The 26543-nt window shown below is 64.8% G+C and carries 23 protein-coding genes and 2 pseudogenes; 14 read left to right on the forward strand and 11 right to left on the reverse strand.

Going from position 1 to position 26543, the window contains the following annotated elements; genetic code table 11:
- From glmU to A2J03_RS20995, 5 genes and pseudogenes are all read left to right on the forward strand, one after another.
- Positions 1 to 581, forward strand: a pseudogene (glmU, locus tag A2J03_RS20975) (bifunctional UDP-N-acetylglucosamine diphosphorylase/glucosamine-1-phosphate N-acetyltransferase GlmU); the annotation flags it as partial.
- Entirely contained in the window at positions 581 to 1564 is a 984-nt protein-coding gene (locus A2J03_RS20980) for a ribose-phosphate diphosphokinase (protein ID WP_082897982.1), read from the forward strand. The pseudogene glmU and the gene A2J03_RS20980, both read left to right, overlap by 1 nt.
- 184 nt (positions 1565 to 1748) lie before the next feature.
- Positions 1749 to 2384 (forward strand): hypothetical protein, encoded by a 636-nt coding sequence (locus A2J03_RS20985; protein WP_197480894.1) that lies wholly within the window; start codon positions 1749 to 1751, stop codon positions 2382 to 2384.
- 117 nt (positions 2385 to 2501) lie between these two features.
- On the forward strand, positions 2502 to 3674 hold the full coding sequence (locus A2J03_RS20990; protein ID WP_068377888.1) for a sensor histidine kinase: 1173 nt from the start codon (positions 2502 to 2504) through the stop codon (positions 3672 to 3674).
- Positions 3675 to 4334 (forward strand): response regulator, encoded by a 660-nt coding sequence (locus A2J03_RS20995; protein WP_068377890.1) that lies wholly within the window; start codon positions 3675 to 3677, stop codon positions 4332 to 4334.
- Positions 4335 to 4340: 6 nt separating this feature from the next.
- On the opposite strand, the gene A2J03_RS21000 is transcribed toward A2J03_RS20995, so the two are convergent.
- On the reverse strand, positions 4341 to 5324 hold the full coding sequence (locus tag A2J03_RS21000) for a helix-turn-helix transcriptional regulator (RefSeq protein WP_068377927.1): 984 nt from the start codon (positions 5322 to 5324) through the stop codon (positions 4341 to 4343).
- A 102-nt stretch (positions 5325 to 5426) separates the two neighbouring features.
- Here A2J03_RS21000 and A2J03_RS21005 point away from each other — a divergent pair, with 102 nt between their 5' ends.
- The 3 genes from A2J03_RS21005 to A2J03_RS21015 all read left to right on the forward strand — a co-directional run bounded on the left by A2J03_RS21005 (position 5427) and on the right by A2J03_RS21015 (position 8089).
- Entirely contained in the window at positions 5427 to 5822 is a 396-nt protein-coding gene (locus tag A2J03_RS21005) for a RidA family protein (protein WP_068377892.1), read from the forward strand.
- A gap of 135 nt (positions 5823 to 5957) precedes the next feature.
- Entirely contained in the window at positions 5958 to 6710 is a 753-nt protein-coding gene (locus A2J03_RS21010) for an ABC transporter ATP-binding protein (RefSeq protein WP_068377894.1), read from the forward strand.
- Positions 6707 to 8089, forward strand: a complete 1383-nt coding sequence (locus A2J03_RS21015; RefSeq protein ID WP_068377896.1) for an ABC transporter permease — start codon at positions 6707 to 6709, stop codon at positions 8087 to 8089. The genes A2J03_RS21010 and A2J03_RS21015 overlap by 4 nt, the downstream gene beginning before the upstream one ends.
- A gap of 21 nt (positions 8090 to 8110) precedes the next feature.
- Here the strand turns inward: A2J03_RS21015 and egtD are convergent, their stop codons facing one another.
- The 4 genes from egtD to egtA are packed head-to-tail and all read right to left on the reverse strand — an operon-like array spanning position 8111 to position 12386.
- Positions 8111 to 9091 (reverse strand): L-histidine N(alpha)-methyltransferase, encoded by a 981-nt coding sequence (gene egtD, locus A2J03_RS21020; RefSeq protein WP_068377898.1) that lies wholly within the window; start codon positions 9089 to 9091, stop codon positions 8111 to 8113.
- 10 nt (positions 9092 to 9101) lie between these two features.
- Positions 9102 to 9842, reverse strand: coding sequence for an ergothioneine biosynthesis protein EgtC (gene egtC, locus A2J03_RS21025; RefSeq protein WP_068377900.1), 741 nt, complete (start codon positions 9840 to 9842; stop codon positions 9102 to 9104).
- Entirely contained in the window at positions 9835 to 11133 is a 1299-nt protein-coding gene (gene egtB / locus A2J03_RS21030; protein WP_068377901.1) for an ergothioneine biosynthesis protein EgtB, read from the reverse strand. Before egtB ends, egtC begins: the two co-directional genes overlap by 8 nt.
- Positions 11130 to 12386 carry an ergothioneine biosynthesis glutamate--cysteine ligase EgtA gene (gene egtA / locus A2J03_RS21035; RefSeq protein WP_068377902.1) on the reverse strand — a complete coding sequence of 419 codons (1257 nt, stop codon included), beginning with the start codon at positions 12384 to 12386 and terminating at the stop codon, positions 11130 to 11132. Before egtA ends, egtB begins: the two co-directional genes overlap by 4 nt.
- 111 nt (positions 12387 to 12497) lie before the next feature.
- Between egtA and A2J03_RS21040 the strand changes: the two genes are divergently transcribed.
- Entirely contained in the window at positions 12498 to 13667 is a 1170-nt protein-coding gene (locus tag A2J03_RS21040; protein ID WP_068377904.1) for an aminotransferase class V-fold PLP-dependent enzyme, read from the forward strand.
- Positions 13668 to 13797: 130 nt separating this feature from the next.
- Here A2J03_RS21040 and A2J03_RS21045 read toward each other — a convergent pair.
- Positions 13798 to 14625, reverse strand: a pseudogene (locus A2J03_RS21045) (DMT family transporter); the annotation flags it as partial.
- A gap of 60 nt (positions 14626 to 14685) precedes the next feature.
- Between A2J03_RS21045 and A2J03_RS21050 the strand changes: the two are divergent.
- Positions 14686 to 15267, forward strand: a complete 582-nt coding sequence (locus A2J03_RS21050) for a TetR/AcrR family transcriptional regulator (RefSeq protein WP_068377906.1) — start codon at positions 14686 to 14688, stop codon at positions 15265 to 15267.
- Positions 15268 to 15330: 63 nt separating this feature from the next.
- Here the strand turns inward: A2J03_RS21050 and A2J03_RS21055 are convergent, their stop codons facing one another.
- Positions 15331 to 17388 (reverse strand): erythromycin esterase family protein, encoded by a 2058-nt coding sequence (locus A2J03_RS21055; protein WP_197480895.1) that lies wholly within the window; start codon positions 17386 to 17388, stop codon positions 15331 to 15333.
- Between the two features lie 238 nt (positions 17389 to 17626).
- Between A2J03_RS21055 and A2J03_RS21060 the strand changes: the two genes are divergently transcribed.
- Positions 17627 to 18286, forward strand: a complete 660-nt coding sequence (locus A2J03_RS21060; RefSeq protein WP_068377908.1) for a 50S ribosomal protein L25/general stress protein Ctc — start codon at positions 17627 to 17629, stop codon at positions 18284 to 18286.
- 88 nt (positions 18287 to 18374) lie between these two features.
- Positions 18375 to 18953, forward strand: coding sequence for an aminoacyl-tRNA hydrolase (gene pth / locus A2J03_RS21065; protein ID WP_068377911.1), 579 nt, complete (start codon positions 18375 to 18377; stop codon positions 18951 to 18953).
- On the opposite strand, the gene A2J03_RS21070 is transcribed toward pth, so the two are convergent.
- Positions 18950 to 20584, reverse strand: coding sequence for a fatty acyl-AMP ligase (locus A2J03_RS21070; protein ID WP_068377913.1), 1635 nt, complete (start codon positions 20582 to 20584; stop codon positions 18950 to 18952). The two genes, pth and A2J03_RS21070, sit on opposite strands and share 4 nt — an antisense overlap.
- Positions 20585 to 20720: 136 nt before the next feature.
- Here A2J03_RS21070 and A2J03_RS21075 point away from each other — a divergent pair, with 136 nt between their 5' ends.
- Both A2J03_RS21075 and A2J03_RS21080 read left to right on the forward strand, forming a co-directional pair.
- On the forward strand, positions 20721 to 22382 hold the full coding sequence (locus A2J03_RS21075; RefSeq protein WP_068377915.1) for a peptide chain release factor 3: 1662 nt from the start codon (positions 20721 to 20723) through the stop codon (positions 22380 to 22382).
- A 193-nt stretch (positions 22383 to 22575) separates the two neighbouring features.
- The gene (locus A2J03_RS21080; protein ID WP_068377917.1) at positions 22576 to 23217 is read left to right on the forward strand and encodes a hypothetical protein; all 642 of its coding nucleotides are present in this window, start codon (positions 22576 to 22578) and stop codon (positions 23215 to 23217) included.
- Between the two features lie 75 nt (positions 23218 to 23292).
- On the opposite strand, the gene A2J03_RS21085 is transcribed toward A2J03_RS21080, so the two are convergent.
- From A2J03_RS21085 to A2J03_RS21095, 3 genes are all read right to left on the reverse strand, one after another.
- Positions 23293 to 23994 carry a DUF4166 domain-containing protein gene (locus A2J03_RS21085; protein WP_068377919.1) on the reverse strand — a complete coding sequence of 234 codons (702 nt, stop codon included), beginning with the start codon at positions 23992 to 23994 and terminating at the stop codon, positions 23293 to 23295.
- A gap of 35 nt (positions 23995 to 24029) precedes the next feature.
- Positions 24030 to 25826: an ABC-F family ATP-binding cassette domain-containing protein gene (locus A2J03_RS21090; protein ID WP_068377921.1), complete on the reverse strand. Its 1797-nt coding sequence runs from the start codon at positions 25824 to 25826 to the stop codon at positions 24030 to 24032.
- Positions 25826 to 26543 (reverse strand): 4-(cytidine 5'-diphospho)-2-C-methyl-D-erythritol kinase (locus tag A2J03_RS21095; RefSeq protein WP_068377931.1); only part of this gene is annotated, 718 nt, incomplete at its 5' end. The genes A2J03_RS21095 and A2J03_RS21090, both read right to left, overlap by 1 nt.

Consider the following 26543-nt stretch of genomic DNA (forward strand, 5'->3'; position numbering starts at 1 on the left):
ACGCCGTCGTCGGACCGGAAACGACGCTGCGCGACGTCGTCGTCGGTGATCGCGCGTCCGTCGTGCGCACCCAGGCAGACAAAGCCACCATCGGGCCCAGCGCTACCGTCGGACCGTTCGCATATCTGCGCCCCGGATCCCAGATCGGCGTCAGTGCCAAGATCGGCACGTTCGTGGAGACGAAGAACTCCACGATCGGCGATCACTCCAAGGTCCCGCATCTGACGTACGTCGGCGACGCGACGATCGGCGAGCATTCCAACATCGGAGCCTCCAGCGTCTTCGTCAACTACGACGGCGTGAACAAGAGCCGGACCGTCGTCGGCTCGCACGTACGCACGGGATCGGACAACATGTTCGTGGCCCCCGTACGAGTGGGCGACGGCGCCTACACCGGAGCCGGAACCGTGCTCCGCAACGATGTACCACCGGGGACGCTCGCAGTCTCCGCTGGGTCCCAGCGCAACATCGACGGCTGGGTCGAGAAAAAGCGTCCAGGCACCGCAGCAGCGAAGGCTGCCGCGCGTGCTCTGGCAGCCGAGTCGGCACAAGCGCACGAATCAAAGGACGGCGAACAGTAGTGAGCACCCCGAATTGGATCGACAACCAGAAGAACCTCATGCTCTTCTCGGGTCGAGCACATCCCGAACTCGCCAAGCAGGTGGCGAAGGAACTGGGAATCGAGGTAACCCCACAGACCGCGCGCGACTTCGCCAACGGAGAAATCTTCGTTCGCTTCGAGGAATCGGTTCGAGGCTCCGATGCCTTCGTCCTGCAGAGCCACCCGTTCCCACTGAACACCTGGCTGATGGAACAGCTCATCATGATCGACGCGCTCAAGCGCGGATCTGCCAAGCGGATCACCGCGATCCTGCCGTTCTACCCCTACGCCCGCCAGGACAAGAAGCACCGCGGCCGTGAGCCGATCTCGGCTCGCCTCGTCGCAGACCTGCTCAAGACTGCAGGCGCGGACCGCATCATCACCGTCGACCTGCACACCGACCAGATCCAGGGCTTCTTCGACGGACCGGTCGATCACATGCACGCGCACAGCCAGTTGGCCGATCACATCCGCAGCAAGTACAGCCTCGAACACATCACCGTCGTCTCCCCCGACTCGGGCCGCGTACGCGTCGCCGAGAAGTGGGCCGACAGCTTCGGTGGCGCACCGCTTGCCTTCATCCACAAGACACGTGATCCCCTGGTGCCCAACCAGGTCAAGTCGAACCGCGTCGTCGGTGACGTCGAAGGCCGCACGTGCATCCTGATCGACGACATGATCGACACCGGCGGCACCATCGCCGGAGCGGTCAAGGTACTCAAGGAAGCAGGCGCAGGCGACGTCGTCATCGCCGCCACCCACGGCGTGCTGTCCGACCCTGCTGCCGATCGCCTCGCCAACTGCGGAGCCAAGGAAGTCGTCGTCACCAACACGCTCCCGATCACCGACGAGAAGCGCTTCGACACGCTCACCGAGCTCTCCATCGCACCTCTGCTCGCCCGCACCATCCGTGAGGTCTTCGAAAACGGCTCCGTGACAAGCCTGTTCAACGGCTCTGCTTAGGTCGTTCCGCAGGCTCCACTCCTGCGGCTCTGCATAATGCCAACAGGCTGTTCGGTTTCTTTATACCCGCTCCGCCACTTTCTCCCCGCTGCAATGAACTTGGTCACTACCACGGCCGATAACCGCAGTTCGCCGGGGAGGGGGTGTGCGGAGCGGGTTGCGTTGTACCCTAAGATGACTCGTCGTGATCGACGCGCAAACATTGGACAGTCCTGCAGCAACTTCTACCGTCCGTATCGCACGTTGGACCCCGGGTGGGTGCGTCTGGTGCGGCAGCACCGACTCGATCGAGACTTATCGCAACGAACCGCGCTGCGGCCTCTGCCGCGAAAAAGAATCCATCATCGACGATGCGAAGCACTTCATCGGAATGTACGGCCTACGTCCGCTTGGCGGCACTCTCGCGTCCGAGGACGAGGAAGAGCGCGAGTTCCGCGTCAGCGCCCGTGATGCACGTGAAGTTCTCAACCGCATCCGCCTCGAAAAGCTGCCCGACCCGGCTGCCGTCCGCAAAGCGTTGCGCCCGAGGGCTGCTGCGGCCGTAGCTGCTCCCCCGGCCGCCCGTCCCGGAACAGGTGCGACTCCAGCGAAGGCCGCGCCGAAGAAGTCCCAGGCCGGTGTCAGCGGGATAGACATGATAGAACTGGAGTCTCGGGTCCGCAAACTCCTCGACCAGCTTCAGAGCGTCGACGAGCAGATCTCGGCTCTCGACGGCCAGCAGGGCTTGCCCGCCCGCGCCCGCATGAAGGATCTGGACAGGCAGCGCACCACTGTGCTGAGCACCCTGGCTGCACTGGAGAAGGCGCTTCGCCGGGCCTGACCGAAGGTGCGGTGGGCGGGAAGCCACAGTTGCGCTCCACGGAGCTGGGATCCCGCGTGATTTTCGCGCAACTGTGGCTTCACGCCCACATTCATGGTGTATCCGTAGTCTGATTGGGTGCTACGCAAGCGACTGACGTCACCTCAGGCGGTCGACATCGTCTACGCGGTCGTGTTCGTGCTGGTCTTGTTCCAGGCCGCCGTTCGAGGGGTGTCCGGCACTGCGGGACTCTTCGTTCTCCTCGGATTCGGCGTTGCCCTCGCCATCCGTCGGCGATCACCCCGATGGTCGCTGGCGCTCGCCTGGGCTCTGGCGCTGGCGCAGATGGCCGGTTCCGTGCTCGTTCTGGCCAGCAACGTCGCGATCTTCGGCATCCTCTACTGCTCCGCGGCGTACGGGAGCAAGCTGCTTCGGCAGGTCGGACTCGGATCTGCAGTCGTCGGCGGCATCATCGCCGCGTGGTATCTCACCTACGTCAGCGAAGACCCGTTTGCCAGCGGAAACGAATCCGTCCGCAGTGCGCAGCAGTTCTTCGTCATTCTCGCGGCGATGTGGGCAGTACTCGGATTGTCGTGGGCACTCGGCCGACTGTCCTATGCCCGACGCAGCGCGATCAAGGCCGCACATGCTCAGGAACTTGCCGAGCTCCAACAGGCCCGCGCACAGAACGACATCGCAATCGAGCAGGAACGCAACAGAATTGCCCGCGATATGCACGACATCGTCGCGCACTCGTTGGCCGTCGTCATCGCGCAGGCCGACGGCGCGCGGTACGTTCGCGCCGTCGACCCGGACGCCGTCGACTCGGCGCTGACGACAATTTCCGCGACGGCCCGCGAGGCGCTCGGGGACGTCAGAGTTCTCCTGGCCCAACTGCGGCACAGCGAGGACGATCTACCCACCCCCGCAGTCACCGACATCGGACGCCTGATCGAACGGATGCGGGCCGCAGGGCTGCGCATCGATGCCACGCTCGCCGATCCACCCGCGGCCGTCGGTGCCGCTGCCGGGCTCGCTCTGTATCGGATCGCGCAGGAATCGTTGACCAACGCACTACGCCACGGCGACACCTCCCAGGCCGTCACCGTCACACTCGTCAGTGACTCTGCCGGTGTGGAACTCGTCGTAGCCAACGCACTTGCCTTGTCGAGCCAGACGGCGAGCCACCACGGTCATGGGGTCGTCGGGATGCGCGAGCGGGCAGCCCTGTCCGGCGGAGTGTGTACCGCAGGCGGCGCCGATGGACGATGGACGGTCCGGGCATGGATTCCCACAACGAAGGGAACGTGAGTGAACGACTCCCCCATCCGGGTGGCACTCGTCGACGATCAGCAGCTGTTCCGAGCCGGAATCAGAATGTTGGTGTCCTCGCAAGCCGATCTCGAATTCGTCGGCGAGGCAGGCAACGGCCGTGAAGGCGTCGAGTTGGCGGCGGCCACGTCGCCGGACGTCGTGCTGATGGACATTCGAATGCCGGTGCTCGACGGCATCTCTGCGACGACCGAAATCGTGGCGACCATGGCGAACCCACCCAGAATTCTCGTGCTGACGACGTTCGATCTCGACGAGAGCGCGGCTCGCGCGATCAAGGCCGGCGCCAGCGGGTTCGTACTCAAGGACGCCGATCCCGAGTTCCTGTTGGCCGCGATCCGAACCGTCCACGCGGGCAATTCGGTCATCGCCGCGTCGGCGACGACTGCGCTGCTCGGTCACTACACCGATGCTCCCGCCGAGCCGGTGATCCCGGAGCAGTTCACTCGCCTCACGTCCCGTGAGCAGGAGATCTTTCGGCTCGCCGCGACCGGTATGAGCAACGCAGAGATCGCGGCGAGCGAATACCTCAGCGAGGCAACGGTGAAGACGCATCTGAGCCGGATCTTCACCAAGCTCGACCTCCGCGACCGGGTGCAGTTGGTGGTGTTCGCCTTCGAGCACGGCCTGGTGCGCTGACGTCGGTCAGGGAACGAGGTTAGATTCGTAGCATGCGGTGATCGAGGCGGCACGGTCGTACAGTGCAGCCCGAAGCGACTGCGGTTCGAGCACGTGCGCGTCGGTGGCGAGTTGCCACAGAGCCCATTCGGCGTGGCGTGCATCTTGGAAGGTCACTTCCAGCCGCAGCCAACCGTCTGCGTCGAATTCCTCGGCGAGGACAGCCAATGCAGTGTTGACCAACTCGTCCCGTCGCCTCGGATTCACTCGAACGACTGCGCTGACTCCTGTGCCCTCGCTCCGAAACCGAGTGCTGCGTTCCCGCCACAGTCGTTCGAGATGGATCCGATCCGGACGCTGTGCGGGTTCGGACAGCGCCTCGGCATCCAGCAGCCTCGACAACCGGTAGGTACGGTCCGCCCCATCTCTCGTGGCCAGGAGGTAGCCGCGGTCGCGAACAGTGACCAGCCCGATGGGATCCACCGTGCGCCACTGCGCGTCTTTCCCCTCCGGCGCATAGTGGATGCGCAACTTGTGTCCGGCGAGCACTGCTCGCCGGACCTCCACCATGACGGCGGCAGGTACGAGCTCGATGTCCGATCGACGCGACAGTAGATCGAACTCCGGCTCGATCAGGAAGCGATCAGCCGCATCGCTCGCGGTGTTTCGATTCCCGTCGGGCAGCGCGTCCATCACCTTGCGCAACGCCGACGCGAGCGCCGATCCGAGGCCGAAGACCTGCTGACCGCTACCCGACCCCGCAGCCGCAAGCAGCGCAAGCGCCTCGTCGTGGTTGAGGCCGGTCAGTTCGGTGCGGAAACCGGGCAACAGCGCGAACCCGCCGTGGCGACCACGCTCGGCATACACCGGAACACCTGCCACGGAGAGCGCCTCGACGTCCCGGAGAACGGTGCGGGTCGACACTTCCAGCTCGCGGGCAAGGGCATCCGCCGTCATCCGCCCGCGTTGGCGCAACAGCAGTACCAGCGAGACCAACCGGTCGGCGCGCATACCGCGAACGATACCGAAATACACGACCAAGGATGTCGTGAATTGTTGCGAGGCTGTCGTACGTACTCGAATGGCACGCGAGAAGAATGGAGCACAATTTCGATGGAACGAACAGCGATCAACCCGGTGACGTGGTCGGTGGACATGGGATTCAACCAAGCCGAGCTGATATCCGGGCACACCAAAACCCTGTATTGCTCGGGTCAGACCGCGACCGACACCGACGGCGCACCGCAGCACGACGGGGACATGGCGGCCCAGCTCGCGCTGACTCTGGACAACGTCGAAGCCGTACTCGCCGAAGCCGGAATGACCCTCACGCACCTGGTCCGGCTGAACGTCTACACCACAGACGTCGATCAGCTGTTTCAGCACTACGGCATCCTCGCAGCGAGATTGGGTGCTGCCGGCGCGGCACCGCCGACCACGATGCTCGGAGTGACGCGGCTCGCACTAGCCGGTCAGATGGTCGAACTCGAGGGGACTGCCGTCGCCTGAGGCCCTGACCTGCCCGTGCGTGAACGACAACGCCCTCATGTCATCATTCGCGCGCGGACAGGTCATCCTCGGGATGTACGAACCAGCTACTTCAGCCTGATTCTTTGCCGAGCCAGCGCTCATAACGTCGTAGCCATGACGAACACAACTTCCCCCGTCGCTCGCGTGCACCGAGTACGCAAGAGCTACGGCGACACCACGAACATCGTGCACGCACTCGACGACGTGTCCTTGGACGTGCATCGAGGCGAATTCACCGCCATCATGGGCCCGTCCGGCTCCGGCAAGTCCACGCTCATGCACATCATGGCCGGTCTGGATTCCGTCACGTCCGGCCAAGTCGTGCTCGCGGACACCGACATCACCCGCCTCGACGACGACGCCCTCACCGAACTTCGACGACGCCAGATCGGCTTCATCTTCCAGGCCTTCAATCTGGTTCCGACGCTCGATGTCCGCGCCAACATCATGCTTCCGTTCGAGCTCGACGGACATGCACCCACCGAATCGGAGTCGGCATGGGTGGCGCAGCTGATCAAGACGCTCGGCCTGAGCGAGCGGACCGGTCATCTACCGCACCAACTATCCGGCGGACAGCAGCAACGCGTTGCCATCGCCCGAGCCCTCGGTTCCACGCCGCACCTGATCTTCGCCGACGAACCGACGGGCAACCTCGATTCCCGCACCGGCCGTGAGGTTCTCGCACTCTTGGCCGCTGCAGCCGAAGAATACGGGCAGTCGATCGTCATGGTCACCCACGACCCGATCGCCGCCAGCTACGCCGATCGCATCGTCTTCCTCGCCGACGGACGTATCGTCGACGAGCGGCGCCGGTCGACTCCAGAGCAGATCTCCGGCTACATGCTTGCGATGGAGAAGGTCGCATGAGGGCCGCGACCGGTTCGACCGCACGCAACGACCACGGTTCGAGCATCCTGGTGACGGCATTGGCGTCGTTCTTCGGTGTGGTGCTGATCCAGGCGACTGCGTTCCTGCTCGACATCTTCGGCGAGGACGGTCGAGGCGCCGTCGCCGTCGCCCTGTACTGCGTGGCGATGGTATTCATTCTGCTGGCGCTCTACGTAGCGTCGGTCGTCACTGCCAACACGTTCTCCACCATCGTCGCGGGCCGAACGAAAACGATTGCGCTGCTGCGACTTCTCGGCGCTTCCGGTCGTGAACTGCGACGCTCGGTCTCCCGCGAGGGTCTGTCGGTGGGGTTGTTCGGCGCTACGGTCGGGCTGGTGATCGGCGTCGCGCTGAGCCACCTCGCGCGAGCTGTCGCAGTCTCCGCCGGAAAACTCCCCGACGTGGCCTCCACGACGGTTCAGCCGCTGGTTGCGTTGCCGGTCGTCATCGTCGTCGGGACCACGTGGGGAGCGTCGTACGTCGGAGCCAAGCGAGTACTCGACGTGACGCCCATTCAGGCCACCGGCGCGATCGTCGAAACTCACGACGGCGGTTCTCGTCGGCGCAGAGCACGAACGACGTTCGCCATCATCCTGATCGCGGGCGGGGCGATGCTGCTCGGCCTCGGAGTCATCGTCGGAACCATGACGCCCGCAGGTGTGCTGGTTGCGTTCGCGGGCGGCGCAGCATCGTTCACCGGAATCATGGTGGGCGCCCACCGGATCGTTCCGTGGATCCTCCGCCACGTCGGACGCTTGTTCGGCAACGCACCCGCCGCACGCTTGGCCGCCGCCAACGCAACGAGGTATCCGGAACGCAGCACCAGGACGGCGCTCGGTCTGCTGATCGGCGTCACCCTCGTCGTGACCTTCGCGGTGGCGATGTACACCTACCGTGCGATGATCCAAAACGAGTTCAACGCGGACCATGTCGATCAGGTATTGACCGTCACCGTCGGCATCATGACCGGACTCATCGGCTTCTCGGGCGTCATCGCCGCGGTCGGAATGGTCAACAACCTCTCACTGAGCATCATGCAGCGCACCCGCGAGCTGGGATTGCTACGCGCACTCGGGTTCACCCGCACACAGATTCGAGGAATGATCGTGTCCGAGAGCGCTCAGATGGTGATCGCGGCAATGGGATTCGGACTGTTCCTCGGCATCGTCTACGGCTGGGCTGCCGCGCAGTCGTTGCTGGGATCGATTGCCAAGTCGGGCATCCAGTTGCCGACGCTACCGTGGGCCGTCATCGCTGGAACCGTTCTGTGCGCCGCGCTTCTGGCACTCGGCGCGTCGCTGATTCCGTCGCGTCGAGCGAATTCCATATCGCCGGTGGTTGCGCTCGCCGACGCGTGAGCGAGGTGACGTTCAGGGCGCTCACTGGCTGTCGCCACGCCGCGCCAGGATGAGGGCGAACCGTTCCTGCGGATCCGTCCAGAACTCGTCGATGCGGAATCCCGCGTCGACGAGTTCTCGTTGGATCCCGTCGCGCCGGAACTTGGCCGAGATCTCGTTGCGGAGTTCTTCACCCTCGTCGAAGGTGACGTCGAGATCGAGGTCCTCGATACGAACCTGCTGAGTCTGCGTGGCGCGCAACCGCATCTCGATCCACTCCGCCTCGGCGTTCCACAACGCGACGTGTTCGAAGGACTCGGTGTCGAAGTCGGCCCCGAGTCGGTCGTTGAGCACGGACAGCACGTTCGCGTTGAATTGTGCGGTGACCCCTGCGGCGTCGTCGTACGCGGGAACCACGACATCCTCGTCGATGACGAGTCCGACACCGAGCAGCAGAAACTCCCCCGCAACGAGAGCCTGGGCGACGTCGGCCAGAAAAGTGGCTCGCTCTTCAGGAATGAGATTGCCGAGAGTGCCTCCCAGAAAGGCGATGGTACGGCTCCCGTCGGCGGGCAGGTTCTGGAGTGTGTCGGTGAAATCGCTGACGATTCCCTGTACTTCGAGCGACGGAAACTCCTGCGAGAGCTGGCCGATGGCCCCCTCCAATGCCGACGGTGACACATCTTGCGGGACGTACTTGCGCAGCGCACCGTGCTTCGTCCCGGCGGCGATCAACAACCGTGTCTTCTCCGAGGATCCCGAACCGAGTTCGACGAGGATAGCGGCGTCAGTCCTTTCGGCGATGTCGTAGGCATGAGCCTCGATCAGCGCCCGCTCGGTCCGCGTCGGGTAGTACTCGGGCAGCTCGGTGATCTGTTCGAACAGCGCGCTGCCGGTTGCGTCGTAGAACCATTTTGGCGAGAGCCACTTCGGTGACGCCGTCAGGCCCTGCCGCACATCGGTACGGAGGTCCTCCAGGAGCCTCTCCGGTGAAATGTGCACATCGAGCGCGATGTTCGACACGGTGTCTCCTTCAATCGAGGTCGGTGATGTCGACGTGGCCGGGGCGAGCGACGACGAACTTGCGGTCGCCGATCGCCTCCCAACCGGGGTTGTCGTCGAGAGGTTCGGATGCGACGGTGACCGAGTCCTCGGTCCGCAGAACGGACAACGCGTGATGCCGCGTCGTGGCGTACATCGTGGAGCCGTCACCGAGAAGTAGGTTCAGACGCGGCCCAGGAGAAGACTGCTCGACGCGTGCGACGAGCATCCGCAGCGCCTTCTCCGGCTCGTGTTCGGCCAACAGGTGCCGGAGTACCACCCACAGCGCCGCGGAATCCGTCGGCGCCGGGAGGGTCAGGATGTCTTTCGTGGGCACCTCCGACATCAGATCCACCAAGGCGTCGGGCCACCCGAACACGACGCCGTTGTGACTGAAGGCCCAGGTGTCGTCGGTGAACGGCGCGCAGGCGCTCCGCTCCACCGGCATTCCGACCGTGGCCGAACGGACGGCGGCGACGACGGCAGTCGACGAGAGTCCGGTGAGTACATCGTCCACGGCCGGGTCCGTCCACATCGGCATCGGATTGCGATAGCTCGACAGCGTGTGCGTTCCGCCGGTCCACCACGCGGCACCGAAGCCGTCTGCATTGATGGTCCCGCCGCCGCGCATGTCCTTCGGCGCCCAGGACTGCACGCGAAGTGAGTTGGACCCATGCGTCAGGACCTCACCCACGCTGCGTGCCGGACCGAGATAGCCCAGGTGTCTACACATCTCGTGCGCACCTGAAACCGGCGAAGATCTGCCTCCGAATGGGGTGGTCCCAGTTGCGGAAGGTCCCACGGCACGCAACCTCATCGGTGCCGAAGGATCCGCCGCGCAACACCCGGTAGTCACCGCGCAGAAAAACCTCGGAGTACTCCGCATACGGGAACGGAGCAAAACCCGGGTAGGGCCCGAACTCCGAGGACGTCCACTCCCACACGTCGCCGATCAAGTGCTGCACTCCGTGCGGTGACGCGCCTGCCGGGTACGCGCCGACCTCGGCGGGTTCGAGATGGCGTTGACCCAGGTTGGCGTGCATTTCGGTCGGCTCGGCGTCGCCCCACGGATACCTGCGAACAGTCCCGGTCGACGGATCGAACCGCGCTGCCTTCTCCCATTCCGCTTCCGTCGGAAGACGTTTGCCTGCCCAGTTGCCGTATGCCTCGGCCTCGAAGAAACACACGTGCACCACGGGCTGGTTCGGCTTCACAGGTTCGATCACCCCGAATGCCCGACGCCACCAGCTGCCGTCGGCATCGCGCTCCCAGAACTGGGGTGCACTCAGACCGTCGGTGGTGCGGTGGGCCCAACCGCGCTCGCTCCACAGTTCGGGCCGGTCGTACCCGCCGTCTGCGATGAACTCCGCGTACTGACCGTTGGTGACAGGTGCGACGTCAATCGCGAACGTCGGGACGTACGTGGCATGCGCGGGGCGCTCGTTGTCCAGTGCCCACGGGTCGAGGGTGGTACCCATGGTGAATTCACCGCCCTCGATGATCGCGTCACCGGCTGCGCTGACACGTGCCCTCGGCGGCTGTGGGGCATGGAGAACAGCGGGGCCGGTGCGGAGTTGGTGGGTAGCGAGCATCGTCTCGTCGTGCTGCTGTTCGTGCTGCGCGACCATCCCGAACGCGAAGCCGTCCAGTTCGAGCCTGCGGCCGTCGAGCGGGCTCGCACCGAGGACGTCCCACACCTTGTCGCGAACCGTCGACACGTAGGCGCGTGCCTCGTCGGGAGACAGCAGGGGCAGCGCGCGCCTGCTGGACCGAGAATGTTTGAAGGCGTCGTACAGTTCGTCGATGTCCTGGCGCACTGGTTCTCGGCCGCCGACGTCACGCACGAGCCAGAGTTCTTCTTGGTTTCCGATGTGCGCCAGATCCCAGACGAGGGGGCTCATCAGCGGAGAATGCTGCGCGGTGAGGTCGGTGTCGTCGACGCAGTCGGTGAGCGCAGCGCTGCGTGCCCGGCTGCGCGTGAGAACCGTCTCGACCTTGCTCCTGAGGTCTTCGATGCTGGTCACACCGACTCCTTTCGCGTCGCCGTGTCGTTGCTGAGCGTCGGCGGCTCACCGGCGCGACATCGTTCGGCGGCCTGTGCAACGACGTCGCCGTACACGGCAGAGTTGGCTGCAGCCAGGTGCAGCAGGTCCTCGGCTGTCGACCGCAGGCCATGATCGGCCAGTCCGTCCCTAGCTGCGTCGATCCAGCGGCCCGCGGATCTCCGCGCGAGGTCGGTGGCGTGCGTGGTGATCGCCGGATCGGACAGCAGCGCGTCGAGAACGGCGGTGGGGACGACCCACTGACCGTCGGGTTGCGCGTCGAGGTATCTGACCTCGAGATGACCACAGGCCCGCACGTGGGGAAACAGGGTCGTCAAGTGGTAGTCGAGATCGGCGATGGTCGGGGAACGGCCGACGAGTTTCTCGTCCTCGAGCCACTGCGCGAACGTCGTTCCCACCGGTGCGTCCCAGCTCTCGCCGTCACTACGAATGCACAGCAGCGGCACGTCCAAGGCCCAGCTCGCGTAGTCGGACACGGGATCATCGGTGGCGGGGACTTCGGTTCTGCTGTCGTCCAATTCGAGCCAGGTGCGCATGCGTTGCGATGCCCAGTGCCCGGTGGGAGCACCGCGAAGCGTCGGTGAGCACGCGAACGCAGCGACAAGTGCCGGTCCGATGGTGTCGAGCATGGTCCACCGCCGTGCGATGTCGGCGCGATCCGCCCCGGCGTCGACACTGACCTGCGCTGCCGCGGTATTGCACATCATGAGCTTGCCGAACGGACCGATGGTGGTGAACCGGTTCTCCATCGCGCAGTATCGCGGTAGAACGAGCAGGCGATGGGGGTCCCTGTCGGGGTCGGCGGGAGCCGACGCCATACCGAGGTGGCCGGCGTCCATCAGCTGCGCCAGAATGTCGGCGTCGGCGTTCAGTGCTCGCTGAAGTTCCTGCACGGACGCGTGCGGTGAGCTTGACAGTTCGATCTGGCCACCAGGTTCGATGGTGACGGCACTACCGCCCGGCAACGTCAGGGCGGGTGAATTCGGTGCGATGCTGCGCGGTGCGTACTCCCCCAGCGCAGTGGCAATCTGGTCGAGCGAAGGCCTGTCGCCGTTCGTGGTGTAGGTCAACCATTCGAGTTCGGCGCCGATGAGTTGCGGTGGTCCGAGCTTGAAACACACCTTCGACACGTAGGCCTCAGCAGCTGGCCGCGAGCTCAGACCCAGGGACTTCTCGTTGGACGACACATCCGCCTCCTCATGTTCCGAGCACATCTACCCTGACCGATTCGCGCCGAAACGCCGCGCTTGTGACAGCCTTGCTTCGACAGTAGCCACGAGTCCACCACAGCGCACCGACAATTCTTCGTCCAGGAAGGCGCCCGCATGTTCGACCTCGACCGGATCCGTCGTGATACTCCCGCTGCCGCCAGTGCGGTATTTCTGGATAGCGCCGGATCCTCGCTCCCACCGGATCCCGTCGTCGAGACCGCCATCGCGCATCTTCGTCGGGAAGCGGTTGTCGGTGGTTACCGGGCCGCGAACGAGCGAATGGCCGATCTCGCGGCCGTCAAGAGTTCGATCGCGAAGTTGATCGGTGCGCAGGCGTCGGACATCGCGTTGAGCGACAGTGCAACTCGATCGTGGAGCGACTTTTTCTACTCGATCCCCATGGTCGAGGGCGATCGGATTCTGCTGTGCGAGGTCGAGTACGCCTCCAATGCGATCGCGGCGCTGCAGCGAGCTGCCACGGTCGGCGCCGTCGTGGAGTTCGTGCCGAGTGATCCGTCGGGGCAGATCGACTTGAATGCGTTGGAGCGAATGCTCGACGATCGTGTCCGAATAGTCTCACTTGTGCACGCCCCCACCAACGGTGGCCTGATCAATCCGGCACGCGAGGTCGCGGAACTCGCGCACCTCCACGGCGCGTTGGTACTGCTCGACGCCTGCCAGTCGATCGGACAGGTGCGCGTGGACGTCGGCGAACTCGGCGTCGATGCTCTCAGCGCGACGGGCCGCAAGTGGTTGCGCGGGCCACGTGGCACCGGTTTCCTCTATCTGCGTCCGGAATTGGCGGCGTCGCTGGAACCGCCCGCGCTCGATCTGCACAGCGCGCAATGGGTAGGCAAGACGGAGTTCCAACTTGCTGCCGACGTCACTCGGTTCGAGTTCTGGGAGTGCGACGTCGCTGCTCGTCTCGCGCTCGGCACGGCTGTCGACTACCTGCTGGACATCGGAATCGACACCGTCGAGGAAGCAGTCCGGGAACGGGCGACGTACCTGCGCGCGCAGCTGCGGGGTGTCGACGGAGTGACCGTGCACGATCTGGGCGAGCGCAAGAGCGGCATAGTGTCCTTCACCGTGGGCGGCAAGGTTCCCACCGACGTGCGCGACGCCTTGGCCGCGCGGGGCATCACCGTCACTGTGAGTCACCGTCGCTCGACTCTCGTCGATATGAACCAGCGGGGACTGGACGCGGTGATCCGGGCGTCTCCGCACTACTTCGTGACGTTCGAGCAGCTCGACGAGATGATCGCGGCGCTTCGCTCGCTGTAGGCGCTCCGCGCCAGTGGCACGAAAGAGCGTCCCAGAGTGCACTTAACCATGCCACTGCGGCGGAGCCGCCCAGCCATCCAACTGCGGCCGAGCCGCCCAGCCACCCGACCGCGGCCGAGCCACACACTCCGACGAGGGTGACCGCGAGGCCCACCACCGCCAGCCAGGTGATGCGGTCGCCGAACATCATCCATGCCCACAGCATCGTGGTCGACGGGGTCAGATACAGCAGCGCGCTGACCCGGGTGGCGCCGTTGCGGCGCAGGACGAACAGGTAGGTCCCGTATGCGCCGAAGGTGGAGAACACCACCACCCATGCGACCGCCGCCCAGAATCGCGTCGTGAGCGGAGGTGTCGCGTCGCCGGCGATCAGGCTCCACGCCATGAACAGCACCGCGGACACGGCGGCTTGGATGCACAGCGCCAGCGGGATGGGTTCGGTCGTACCGAGCCTGCGTTCGAGGACCGTGCCGGCCGACAGCGCCAGCGTTCCGCCCAGCGGGAGTAGATATACCGGCCACGCTGCCGCGCCACCGCCGAGGTCTCCCGCGACGACGAGAACGACTCCGGTGAAGCCGACCGCGAGCCCGATCCGTCGACTCGCCGGGAACTCCTCGCCGAGGAATCGACTCGACAGGGCCGCGACGACGAGCGGCTGCAGGGCTGCGATCAGTGCGGCTGTTCCGGCCGGAACTCCGAGACCGACGCCGGTGACGAGGCAGCCGAGGTAGAGGAACTGGCAGAAGAACCCGAGCACTGTCTGACGCCTGACACCGCGCCATGTGGGTCGCAGTCCGCGATACCAGCACCACGCGGCCAGAATCGCGACCGCGACGACGTATCGCCACGCGAGCAGGGTGTGCGCGGGAGCCTGCGCAGTGCCGAGGTCCGCACCGATGAATCCCGAGCTCCACAGAATTACCAGGGATACAGCTGCAAGGTTGTCTACTCGGGTCATGCGATCGAGGTAACCATACAGGTCTGTATACTTGCAGTAGACCTGTGATCGGAGACACACATGAGCATCACCGCGAAACCGCTGACCCCCGCGGGCGAACGCATCCTCACCGTGGCGAGCGCGCTGTTCTACGACCGCGGAATCCGCGCCGTCGGAGTCGACCTCATCGCCGAGGAAGCCGGAACGACGAAGAAGACGCTGTACGACCGGTTCGGATCCAAGGACGGACTCGTACTGCGCTATCTGCAACGTCGATACCAGATGTGGTGCGAGTTCGTACTCGACCACATCGGCGCCTTCGAGCCTGGGACCGAACGAATCCTCGGCGTCTTCGACGCCCTCGAGACCTGGATGCGCGCAAACCGTCGCGGGTGCGGATTCGTCAACGCGTTCGCTGAGTTCGGCGGTACCGACCATCCGGCGCTCGAAGTGATCCGAGCCGAGAAGGATTGGACCAGGTCACTGTTCGTTCGACTCGCCACCGAGGGCGGCTTTCCGAACCCCGAAACGCTCGGCACTCAACTCTCGTTGGTCCACGAGGGCGCGGTGGTCATGAGTACGGCCGGGGCCCGCGACGATGCCATCGACGTGGCCAGGTCGATCGCACGATCTCTCGACGGAATGGGTGACGTTTCACGGTAATTCGGAGCGTCGACCCGACGAAGGGCACCCGATCGGTCCGAGGCCGCTTCTGCGTTCGAAGCCCTACAGAGCGGACGGGTAGGTCTCCGGAATCTGCCCGGTCACCCACAGACTCGTCCGCTCCAGGGGTTCGAGCGCGGTGGTCCGATCGATATGGATGATCGCATCGAATTGATCTCCTGCTCGGGCATGGAAGTAGTGGCTCTGCCTTTCGGTATCCGGCCGGTAGATCACTCCGATTACCCGCTCGAGACGCGTCGCCGACGCAACCTCGACTGCTCGACGGTGAACCGTCGTAGGAATCATGAATCCGTCTGTGTCACCGACGGACTCGTGCAGAAGCGCCTCGATACTGGTGCTCAGAGAAGGACGCACCACCTTGCATTCCGCATCACCGCCCCAAGTGCTCGACGCCGTGACCGTTCCCTCGTGCGTCGTCATACCGATGAGCCTGCAGCTGTCCCCGTACCGTTCTCGCACCAACTGACCGACCGTCAGTTCGCCCTGCACACCCATTTCGGTAGCACGTGCATCTCCGACGTGTGAATTGTGCGCCCAGACGACAACCTTTGCGGGAGCGCCTGTTCGGTGTCCGAGATGGACGATCAACGCATCGAGAGTGTCGGCCATGTGCCGGTCGCGCAGGTTCCACGACGATACCCGTCCACCGAACATCGTTCGGTAGTACGCCTCCGCGTCACGCACGCTCGCGGCATTGCGTTCGGCGTGGAACAACTCGTCGGCGGCTATCTGCCCGTCGCGGTGCGCATACGCCGCCGCGCTTGCCCTCAATTCGACCAGTTGGTCGACCACTTGGGCTTCGCACGTCTCTCCTGCACCGAATGCCGCGGCGTAGCCGTACGATTGGCCATCTTCTCCCGTGACCAGGTCGAAGCACCCGTACCGCTCCCGGGCTCGCGCGGCTGCATCTGGGTCGACGGCGTCGAGGTACTCGATCACCTGGTTCATCGATCGATGCAAGCTGTACAGGTCGAGTCCGTAGAAGCCGGTATGCAACCGCGGATCGGCGATCCCGTCGTTGCGATCGCGCAGCCACTGCGTGAATCCTTCCATGACGGTGTTGCGCCACATCCACCCTGGAAACCGTTCGAATCCGCGCAGCGCCATCTCGGCCGACGTATCCGTCCCGCCCCCGCGCACATACCGGTCGACGCGGTAAGCGTCGGGCCAGTCCGCCTCGGCGGCCACGGCATCGAAGCCGGCTTCCTCTATCAATCGCTTGGTGATTTCTGCTCGTGCAGAATAGAACTCGTGAGTTCCGTGTGAGCTCTCGCCGATGAGAACCACGTTCGCGTCACCGACCAGATCGAGTATCGCCGCGGGCGACGGCACACCGCAAGGAGCCTCGACAGCGATTGCTCGAATCGCGTCGACAGCAGATCCGCTTCCCGTCGCCGCACCGCGCTCGTCTACTCCCTGGGTCGTCGTCGACGTCGACAGGAGGTCTTGAACCTCACGGTCGGTCACTTGGGTGAAGTCCCAGAACGACTCTCCCACAGAGAGAAACGGGGACGGCATGGTCGCGCACACCATCTCGTCCACCATGGAGGCCAGCTCCCGACACGTCGATTCCGGCGCTGCCGGAACAGCGACGATGATTTTCGCCGGATCCTGCGCCCGCAACGTGTCGATCGCGGCGAACATGCTCGAGCCCGTCGCAAGACCGTCGTCCACGACGATGACCGTTCGCCCGCTCACATCCACAGGCGGCCTTCCTTGTCGGTACACCGCCTCGCGCCGAATGAGCTCCCGACCTTCGCGGTCGACCACCGCACGCAGTTGCTCGGCTGAGATTCTCAGGTCGCGGACCACGTCGTCGTTGATCACGAGGCGCCCGCCGCTCGCGAGCGCGCCGACAGCGAACTCCTCGTGATGCGGGGCACCGATCTTGCGCACCACGAACGCATCGAGAGGCGCACCGAGCGCCGACGCGACCTCCCAGGCAACCGGAATGCCGCCTCTGGCGAGTCCGAGAACGATCACGTCGGCGTCGCCACGATGTGCTTCGAGCAGCCCAGCCAACACTCGACCGGCTTCTTTCCGGTCCCGGAACATCCGTGCCGTTCCCGCCGCAGCGCTGCCCGAACTTCGCCGTCCCATGACGAAAACTCTGCTCCGGTGCCGGACCGAGCGCGTAGGGTCTTTCGGCCCTGCCTGCGCTTCTTTGGATGCTGATTTCCCTCACTCGAAGTCGTCCGGTAGCATACTGCAGGTTGTCTCGGCGAGGGTAGATCCGACCAGGATCTACCGTGATCGACGCGGCTCGGCCCCTGGCCCTGCTCGTACGTGTCCGCCCCGACGAGTCTTGTCCACGATCGATCCAGGAGCTGAAAGTCACATGGCAAACGAAGTAAACAATCTCAAGGCGATCGTCCGCACCGAATTCGGCAAGGGCGCTGCTCGCCGCACACGTCGCGACGGCCAGGTCCCTGCCGTTCTCTACGGACACGGCACCGATCCCCAGCACCTCGCGCTCGACTCTCGCGCGTTCGCGGCGGTCCTGCGTAACCACGGCACCAACGCCGTTCTGACGCTCGACATCGACGGTTCGGAGCAGGTCGCACTGACCAAGTCCGTCGTCGTTCACCCGATCAAGCGCAGCATCGAGCACGCCGACCTCCTCGTCCTCAAGAAGGGTGAGCGCGTCACCGTCGAGGTCAACGTCATCGTCGAAGGTGACGCTGCAGCCGGATCGCTCGTCTACACCGACTCGACCTCCGTCGAGATCGAGGCCGACGCACTGTCGATCCCGGAGCAGATCGAGGTCTCGATCGAGGGCGCCGAGATCGGCACCCAGATCCTGGCAGGCGCGCTTGCATTGCCGGAGGGCGTCACGCTGATCTCCGATCCCGAGCTGCTGCTCGTCAACGTCGTCGAGGCTCCGTCCGAGGAAGACCTCGAGGCCGAGGGCGAGGGCACCGAGCCTGTCTCCGAGACCGGGGAAGCGGAAACTCAGGAAGAGGCCGCGTCGGACGAGAGCAGCTCCGACGAAAGCTAGTCTCACCTCATCACTCCCCTTCGGCGCGCCGTTCCCCCCAAGGAGCGGCGCGCCGAAGGCGTCTCACTCGAATGGGAGCACGAACACTGTGACTGCGAAGACTGCGCTGATCGTCGGCCTCGGTAACCCGGGGTCACAGTACGAGGCCACTCGCCACAACGCTGGATTCATGGTCGCCGACGTGCTCGCAGATCGGATCGGTGCGAAGTTTTCCTCGCACAAGAAGTCGAACTCCGACATCGTGACGGCCCGGCTCGGCGACCGCTCGGTGATCGTCGCGAAGCCCCGCACGTTCATGAATCTCTCCGGTCAACCGGTTGCAGCACTGGCGCGCTTCTACTCCGTGGAACCGGCGGACATCGTGGTCGTACACGACGAACTCGACATCGACTTCGGCGCGATCCGCTTGAAACTCGGCGGCGGCGAAGGCGGACACAACGGATTGCGTTCCATCACACAGCATCTCGGAACCAAGGACTATCTGCGGGTCCGGGTCGGCGTGGGACGGCCGCCGGGGCGGATGGATCCGGCCTCGTATGTGCTCAAGCCGTTTTCGTCGGCTGAGCGCAAGGACCTCGGAGTGATCTGCGAGGAAGCTGCCGATGCCGCCGAGCTGGTCCTGCGTGTCGGCCTGGAGGCCGCGCAGAATCAGGTGCACCCCCGCTAGCCCAGCAGCGAAGCCGAGTTCGACCGGCGCAGCTTCCCCGACGACGTCTTGGGGATCGAGCCTGGCCCGAGGACGGCGACGGTTCGCGGTCGGACGCCGACCTCCGAGTGCACCGCATGCACCACCTCGTGCTCGATGCGTTTGACCTCATCGGGATTCTGGAAGTCGTTGGTCTCCACGGCAACTGCGAAGCTCTCGCGCTTGTCGCCCGCATCGAGCCGGATGGCGACGGCATTGCCCGGGCGTACTCCACGTACCGATCCCGCGGCGCGTTCGATATCCGTCGGATAGATGTTGCGGCCACCCATGATGATGACGTCCTTGATACGCCCGCAGACGACCACGAGACCTTCCTCTGTGAAGTAGCCGACGTCGCCGGTGTCGAGCCAGCCGTCGGCGTTCTGCGTGGCGACCGGTCCTTCGACGGTGATGTAACCCGGCGTCACCGCTCTACCGCGTACCTCGATGATCCCGACGCCACGGGCCGTCAGGACCTGGCCTTCCTTGTCGACGACGCGCCCTTCGAGATTGGGCACCATCTTGCCCAGCGTCGCGAGCCTGCGGAGGTTGCCTTTCGTCGCGGGAACCGCGCGGCCCATCGCTTCGAGCAGATCGGCGTCGACGACGTCGAGCACCTGACCTTGAAGCGGGTCCGGAATGGACACGGCGAGTGTCGTTTCCGCCATGCCGTACACGGGGGCCAGCGCCAACGGATCCAATTTGTACGGCTTCCCGGCCTCGGCAAGCGACATCATCGTGTCGGGGTCGACAGGCTCGGCGCCGTTCCACGCGTACCGCAGCGAGCTCAAGTCGAGATCGAGATCGTCCTCGGCTTGCGACAACCTCCGCGCCAGCAGTGAGTACGCGAAATTCGGTGCTGCCGTGACGGTTCCACGATACTTGTGGATGAGCTTGGCCCACAGCAACGGCGACCGAAGGAAGTCGAGCGGGGTGATGCTGACGACCTCGGCGCCGACCTGCATCGGAACGGTCAGGAAGCCCACCATGCCCATGTCGTGGAACAGCGGCAGCCACGACACCATCACGTCCGAATCGACGTCGAACTTGATTCGGTCGATCATCGCGTAGGCGTTGACGTAAAAGTTCTCGTGCGTGATCCGCACGGCCTTCGGCGACCCGGTGGAACCGGACGTCAACTGCTGCAACGCGATGTCGGATTCGTCGGTGTCGACGGGATCGATGTCCCGTCCGGCCCGCATGTCCTCGATCTTCAGCACGGTGATGCCACGTTCCTCGAGAATCGGAGCGGCGATATCGAACGGTGCACCCAGAATGACGGCCTTGGCCTCGATCATCCGCACGACAGTCTCGGTGTCGGTGCCCCACACAGCCAGATCGGTCCGCGGCGTCGGCTGGTGCAACATCGTCACCGAACCGCCGCGCATCCAGGTCGCCTGGCACGCCGGCGCGATGTCGACGGGCTGACCCGCCAGGATGCCGATAGCATCGCCTCGATCGATTCCCGCGTCTGCGAGCGCCCCGGCCATCGATCTGGCCACCCGGTGGATTTCTCCCCAGGACTGGCGCAGCGCCTCATCGGGCTCGCCGGTGACCAGCCCACGCTTGCTGGTGCGAGCCGTCGCGAACATCTCTTCGGTGAACTTGCTCAATGCTCATCTCCTGTGAGAAAAATCCCGACCCCCTCCACGCTATTGAATCCGCACCCGGACGGGAACCGTTACCGACGAATACGTCCGAGTACCCTGGTACCGGCAACACGCCCACATTGAAGTAGAAGAGGTTCGCTTGAGCACGCCCGATTCGGTAGACACCGGCACCACCCCCACCGAGTCGGCCCCGAAAAGCGTTCACAAAGAGCTAGCGGGCGAGGTCGAACGTCGCCGCACGTTCGCCGTCATCTCGCATCCCGACGCCGGTAAGTCCACGCTGACCGAGGCGCTCGCGCTGCACGCCCGCGTCATTTCCGAGGCCGGTGCAATCCACGGCAAGGCCGGCCGACGCTCAACCGTCTCGGACTGGATGGAGATGGAAAAGGCTCGCGGCATCTCGGTGAGCTCCACGGCGCTGCAGTTCAACTACCAAGTCGACCCGACGGTCGACGACATCAACGTCATCAACCTCGTCGACACCCCTGGCCACGCCGACTTCTCGGAAGACACGTACCGGGTGCTGACGGCCGTCGACGCCGCGGTGATGCTCATCGACGCAGCCAAGGGCCTCGAACCGCAAACCCTCAAGCTGTTCCAGGTGTGCCGCCAGTTCGGCATTCCGGTCATCACTGTCATCAACAAGTGGGATCGCCCGGGCCAGTCGCCGCTGGAGCTTCTCGACGAGATCGAGACACGCATCGGATTGACGCCGACGCCGCTGTACTGGCCGGTCGGCATCGCGGGTGACTTCCGTGGACTGCTCGACGTCCGGGAAGGCAACTACATCCGCTTCACCCGTACCGCAGGCGGCGCGACCATCGCCCCCGAGGAACTCATGGACGCCGACGCCGCTGCCGCGCGCGAGGGCTCGGACTGGGACACGGCGCTCGAGGAGAGCGAGCTTCTCGTCTCGAGCGGTCAGGGACACGACCAGGAAATGTTCCTCGCAGGCCAGACGTCTCCGGTGATCTTCGGGTCCGCGATGCTGAACTTCGGCGTCCGACAGATCCTCGACACCCTCGTCGCATTGGCGCCCGCTCCGGGACCTCGCGAGGACGTCACGGGCGGCGTCCGCGAGGTGACCGATCCGTTCAGTGCAGTCGTGTTCAAGGTCCAGGCCGGTATGGACACCGCGCATCGCGACCGGCTGGCCTTCATGCGCGTCGTATCCGGCGTATTCGAACGTGGCATGGTCGTTACCCACGCCCAGACCGGAAAGCCGTTCACGACGAAGTACGCGCTCACGGTCTTCGGCCGCGAGCGCACCACCGTCGAGAACGCGTACCCGGGAGATGTCGTCGGCCTCGTCAACGCGACGGCACTCGCTCCCGGACATACGTTGTTCAGCGAGAAGAAGGTCGAGTACCCGCCGATTCCGTCCTTCGCCCCCGAACACTTCGCCGCGTTGCGCGTCGACAGCGCCGACAAGTACAAGAAGTTCCGACGCGCGGTGGAACAGATGGACTCCGAAGGCGTAGTCCAGGTGTTGCGCAACGACATTCGCGGCGACGCCTCCCCTGTGCTCGCCGCCGTCGGACCGATGCAGTTCGAGGTCGTCACAGCCAGGATGAAAACCGAGTTCGGCGTCGACGCCCGGCTCGAACCCCTCGGCTACTCGGTGGCCAGGCGCACCGACGCAGACTCGGCCGTCGAGCTCGGCCGTCAACGCGGAGTCGAAGTCTTCACGCGCACCGACGGGGCGTTGCTCGCGCTCGTCAGCGACAAGTGGCGACTGCAATACCTGGAGAAGGAGATGCCCGAGCTGACGTTGGAGCCGCTCGTCGCCGCAGGCGAGTAGCGCGCAAGTCGTGGCCTGGGTTACGTGTGCAGAACGGACACATCAATCCCAAGATCGCCCCATAAACCGGTGAAGTGTTATTCTTCGGTGGTCCGAACGGACTTCGAGTATGTTTCTCGGCAGTCGCGGAGTTCCACGTATCCGAAGAGCTTCAAATTACCGATGTGGGGTTGGCAATGACACAGGGTTCGCTATGACGCAGGGATCCAGCTATCCGCTGGCGGGAATCAAGATCGGTCAGGCACCGGCTCATCGTCTGAGCACGCCTACGCCGAAGCTGGCCGTCGGAGTGTCACCGCCCAAGTCGGACGCACCCGAGGATAAGGCGGAGGTCGCCGAACCGACCGACGAGGCGACCGCAACCCCACCCAAAGCTCAGGCCAAGACCGACGAGCAGAACGCATCGAAGACCGTGACGAAGCACGACCCCAGTACGACGCCAAAGCAGCCCTCCAAGGAATCGAACGAGGTTGAAGTGACTACTAGCGATCAGATCTCCGAGCACGGCCTGCCCACCAACGGCCGCTCCACTCATTCGTCCAGCGCCGGCGCGGGCTCGACTTCCACGGGTGTCGGCCGTAGCGGCGCTCCGGACCGCCGCACCGCCATGGGCGTTGCATCGGTGCGTATCGCCGGCCGCCTCACGCAAAACGAGCTGGGTAGCCGCACCGGCGACATCCGCACCCCCGACACCTCTGTCGGACCCGACGAGCTTCTCCAGCTTCTGGGTGAGTACCTCGTCTCCGGTGGCCTTCAGAACCCGGAGATCCACGTCCGGTCCAACGGTCAGACCATCGTCCTGGATCTGCTCAACCCAGCCAAGGGCTACCGCTGATCCTGTAAGACCTGGCGTCGGAACGCCTCTGGCTGGGCTATTTCCAGTACCAGAGGGTTCCTTGCTGTGCCCGAATCATTCTCGTTCGACGAGCGTGGACGGCAGCGCATCTTCGGGGATCTCCGACGCGGCGCACGGGCGCGCTTCCGCAGTGAACCACCCGTGATAGTGGAACAACGTCCCGAGCACTCGGCTCGTCACGTCGATCTGGATGCGGTGGCGCTGCTCGCCCTCGTCCCACCATTCGCGAGCCGACGTCAGCGCCGAAGCGAGTTGCGGGATACGAACACCGAGGACTCGCGGCGCGTCACTGTCGAGCACCAGACCGCCGTCGCTGTCGACGCTGCACCTGGTGTGGACGATCATGTCCGAGGAATACCCGAGGTAGTCGAGCGCGAAGTCAGGCGTCGCCGTGCGCGCCGGCGTCACCATGATCGAGTTCATTCCCTGTGGCTTGCCGGCGAAGGCAAATCTGCGTACGAACGCGAGCGTCTCCCGACCGATGTCGTCGACGTACGCGTAATTCGCGATCGTGAATGGAACGTCGTTCGCTTTTCCTGCCGGGAACAGGCCGCGTCCACCACCGAGCCACAGAACCGGGGGCGGAACCAGCGCAGAATGCCGCATCTCTTCCATGACCCCGACGCCCAGCTGGCACTTGTTGTCCGCGGAGGACACACCGAAGCGCCACTGAACCTTCGGGTGCAACTTCTCGAAATCGGAGCCGAGCGCTGTCCTGACGACGGAGCTTGCGCTCGTGTGCGGTCCAGTTCCCATCCTCACACCGTACGTATCGATTGCGGTCGGCGGCGCTAGTCCAGCTCAGCAGCCAATTCCATCCATCGTTCTTCCGCCACGTCCTTGTCGGCGAGCACCTTCTTGAGCTCGGTATCGAGTTCGAGTAGCTTGCCCGAGTCCGACGCAGCCGTCACCAGTTCGGCATGCAACGCGATCTCGCGATCGGACAGCCGGACGACGAGCTTCTCGAGCTTGCTCAGCTCCTTGCGTGCCGCCCGCTCCGACGCAGCGTCGCGCACGGCCTTCTTCGCGGTCCCACCCGTGGTGAGGGAATCGGGGGTGGCATCGGCCGCGATGACGGCACGCCGACGGAGATACTCCTCGATGCCGCCGGGCAGGTTGGTCAGCTTGCCGTCGCCGAACAAGGCCCACGTCGAGTCGCAGATACGCTCGATCAGGTACCGGTCGTGACTGATGACCACGAGCGTTCCCGCCCAGCTGTCCAGCAAGTCTTCGAGTTGTTGCAGGGTATCGATGTCCAGGTCGTTGGTGGGCTCGTCGAGCAGCAGTACGTTCGGCTCGGCCATGAGCACCCGCGTCAGCTGCAGTCTGCGGCGTTCGCCACCGGACAGATCGCCGACGGGCGTGCGCTGGCGTGCAGGTGTGAAGCCCAACCGCTCAGCGAGCTGACCTGCCGACACCTCCTTGTCGCCCAGCGTGATTCGCTCGGCGACCTCTTTGACGGCGTCGAGAACGCGGAGCTTCTTCGGCAGGTCGTCCAGTTCCTGCTTCAGCCAACCGATCTTGACGGTCTGCCCCTCGATGCGCTTGCCTGCAGCCGGTTTCAGCTCCCCGGCGAGCGTGCGGAGCAACGTCGTCTTTCCGGATCCGTTGACACCGACCAGACCGACACGCTCACCGGGCGCCAGTCGCCATGTGAAATCCTTGACCAGTTCACGGCCGTCGGGAGTTTCGAGCCGTGCGTCCTCGAGTTCGATGACCACGCGTCCGAGCCTGCGTTGCGCGAACGATGCGAGCGCCACGGAGTCACGCGGGGCCGGCACGTCGGCGATCAATGCCTCTGCGGCCTCGATGCGGTACTTGGGCTTCGACGTCCGAGCCGGTGCGCCTCGGCGCAACCAGGCGAGTTCCTTGCGTGCGAGGTTTCGGCGACGCTCCTCGGACGCATCGGCCTGACGTGAACGCTCGGCGCGGGCGAAGACCCAGTCGTTGTATCCGCCCTCGTAGGTTTCGATGCCACCGCCCACGACTTCCCACGTCTGGTTGGCCACGGTGTCGAGGAACCAACGATCGTGAGTGACGACGACGAGCGCGCTGCGACGCGACACCAGGTGCGCGGCAAGCCATTGCACACCCTCGACGTCGAGGTGGTTGGTCGGCTCGTCGAGGACGAGCAGATCGAGATCTTGAACCAGCGCGGCCGCCAGCGCGACACGGCGACGCTCGCCGCCGGACAGGTTGTCGATCGGGGCGTCGAGACCCGAGCTGCCTGCCGGTCCGAGGTCAGCGATTCCGATGCCCGTCAAGATGTTTCGGACCCGCGAGTCACCGGCCCATTCGTGCTCGGCCATGCCGAGCGGGTCGAGAACTACCTGCCCGACGGTCGATCCGGGCGGCAATACCCCGCGCTGCGTCACGACCGCCATGCGGAGTCCGCCCACGCGGCTGACGCGACCGGAATCGGGTGGCTCGATGCCCGCGAGCACCTCGAGTGTCGTCGTCTTGCCGCCGCCGTTGAGGCCGACCATGCCGATGCGTTCGCCCTCCTGGACGCCGAGGGACACGCCGTCGAGCAGCGGCTTCACACCGAACGACTTGGAAACGTTTTCGAGATTGACGAGATTGACCATCAGGGGAAACCAATCGATTCACTAGTAACAACGCGAGCACCGGGAACGGGACCGCTCGCGACACGCACCGTGCGGCAGACACCCGCACCGGACAGTTCAGCGCTGACCGACACCGCAGTGTCGGCGTCGGCGCACAGGAATGCACAGGTAGGACCGGAGCCGGACACGATTCCGGCCAGAGCCCCCGCAGTCACGCCCGCTCGCAGCGTTCGGCGCAGTTGCGGAAGCAACGACGTCGCCGCGGCCTGGAGATCGTTGCCCAACAATGGCGCGAGGGCATGAGCATCACCGCTGGCGAGTGCCTGCATCAGCGCGTCGGGTGCGCCGAGGCGAGGCGGGCTCCCCTTGGCTCTGAGTTCGTCCAACTCGGCGAACACCGCCGGAGTCTGCAATCCGCCCTTGGCCAGCGCAAGAACCCAGTGAAACGTGTTGCGGGACAACACCGGGAGCAGCTTCTCGCCGCGTCCGGTTCCGACTGCGGTCCCGCCGTGTAGAACGAACGGGACGTCGCTTCCCAGCTTCGCGGCAAGGTCGGTGAGTTCGCCACGGGACATCTCCAACTTCCACATCGCGTCGAGTGCGACGAGGGTCGCGGCCGCATCGGAGCTACCGCCGGCCATACCGCCCGCAACCGGGATGCCCTTGTCGATCGTGATCTCGACGAGCGGTTCACGGCCGACCGCGTCGGCCAACAGCACGGCGGCCTTCCATACGAGA

Source organism: Rhodococcus sp. EPR-157 (genome assembly GCF_001647195.1).
Taxonomy (GTDB): Bacteria; Actinomycetota; Actinomycetes; order Mycobacteriales; family Mycobacteriaceae; genus Rhodococcoides.